We start from the raw sequence: 1507 nt of genomic DNA on the forward strand, positions 1-1507 counted from the left end.
AGGGCCTCCGCGGGTGGGTTCTGCGGGTGGTTCTGCAGGGGTCTGCGGGGGGCTGCGGGGGTCTGCGGGGGGCTGCGGATGGTTCTGCGGGTGTGAGGCCCTTTATACGGAGGTTTCTGATGGTTCGCCGTTCGGGGGGCGGCGCGGCGGGGACGGGGCCAGGCGGGCGAGTTCCTTCTCCAGGCCGCGGCCCCTGGTCCGTACGACCTCCGCCGCGACGTCCGCGAGCTTGCGGTTGGCGAGCTGCGAGACCCGGCGCAGCGCGGCGTACGCCTCCTCGTCGCCGCAGCCGAGCAGGTGCATCACGATGCCGCCCGCCTGGTCGATGACCGGCCGGGAGCGCAGGGCGGTCTCCAGCTGGCCGACCTCGGTGAGCGCGGCACGGTAGCGGCGGTCGCGTACGAGCCCGGCGGTGGCCTCCTCGCCCAGTACGGCGGCCGGGCCGTGGGCGGCGTTGCCGAGGGAGCCGGGCCGGAAGCCGTACAGGTTGAGGGTGACGTCGAGGCCTGCCCTGCGGAAGGGCAGGGTGACGCCGGCCCGTACGCCGGAGCGGAGCGCCAGGGCGCGGTAGGCGGGCCAGCGGTCGTCGTCGAGGAGGTCCTGGGAGTCCACGGGCTCGCCGCTGTCGAGGGCGGTGCGGATGGGTCCGTCGCCCGAGGCGAGCTGGACGGAGACGAGTGCCGCGAGGTCCGGGTGGGTGGCGCTGGTGCGCCGCTCGTCGTGCTCGGGGCCGTGCTCGTCGCCGAGCGTGGCGACGGCGCCGCAGCAGGCGGGGACGGAGCGTACGGCCTGCTCGGTGAGCTGCTGGAGCCGGCGCACGGTGGATACGGGCTCGGGGCCTTCGTACTCCTGCTCGGTCAGCATGGGGTGTCACTCCTTTCGATGTGCGGCTGCCCGCTGCGCGACCGGCGAAACGATCGCACCGTGCTCGCTCTCCGGCCCGTCGGCGCAGGGGCGGTCATGTGTGCGGTTACCGTGCTCGGTATGAGCGAGACCGACCCGTACGGCGACGGCGAGGAGCTCGCGGACTTCGTGCGCCGAGTGGCCGAGCTCCGCAGCGCCCGCGCCCTGCCGCCCGAGGAGCAGCGGGGCGTTCTGGACGCGGCGCTGTTCGAGCTGCAGCACGCGGCGGAGACGCTGTGGCCGCGTTACGAGCGGCTGGCGGCGGAGGGGCCGCAGGGCACGTCGGCGGAACGCCGGGAACGGCAGCTCCTGAGGACGGTGTTCCAGCGGCTGCCGCTGCCGGTCGCGCTGATCGACCGGGACACGGTGGTACGGCGCATGAACGCGGCCGCCACCGCGCTGACCGGGGTACGGGCCGGGTACGCGACGGGCCGGCCTCTGGCGGCGCTGCTCACGCCCGGCGACCGGGCGCCGTTCCGTACGCACGCGGCGGCGACGGCGCGCGGCGAGGGCGGGCGGAGTCTGACCGTACGGCTCCAGCAGCGGCCGAAGGAGCCGGTACGGGCCACGCTGACGGCGGTGCCGCTGCCGGGCGAGCCGCACC

At 75.3% G+C, this 1507-nt stretch carries 2 protein-coding genes; one reads left to right on the forward strand and one right to left on the reverse strand.

From position 1 onward, the window contains the following. Positions 1-102: 102 nt before the first annotated feature. The gene (locus HTZ82_RS04085; protein WP_175407879.1) at positions 103-864 is read right to left on the reverse strand and encodes an ANTAR domain-containing response regulator; all 762 of its coding nucleotides are present in this window, start codon (positions 862-864) and stop codon (positions 103-105) included. Positions 865-984: 120 nt separating this feature from the next. Here HTZ82_RS04085 and HTZ82_RS04090 point away from each other — a divergent pair. After that, positions 985-1507: PAS domain-containing protein (locus HTZ82_RS04090; protein ID WP_175407880.1), on the forward strand; the 523-nt coding region annotated here is incomplete at its 3' end.

Origin of the sequence: Streptomyces sp. TRM64462, assembly GCF_013362995.1 — a bacterium.
Lineage (GTDB): Bacteria > Actinomycetota > Actinomycetes > Streptomycetales > Streptomycetaceae > Streptomyces.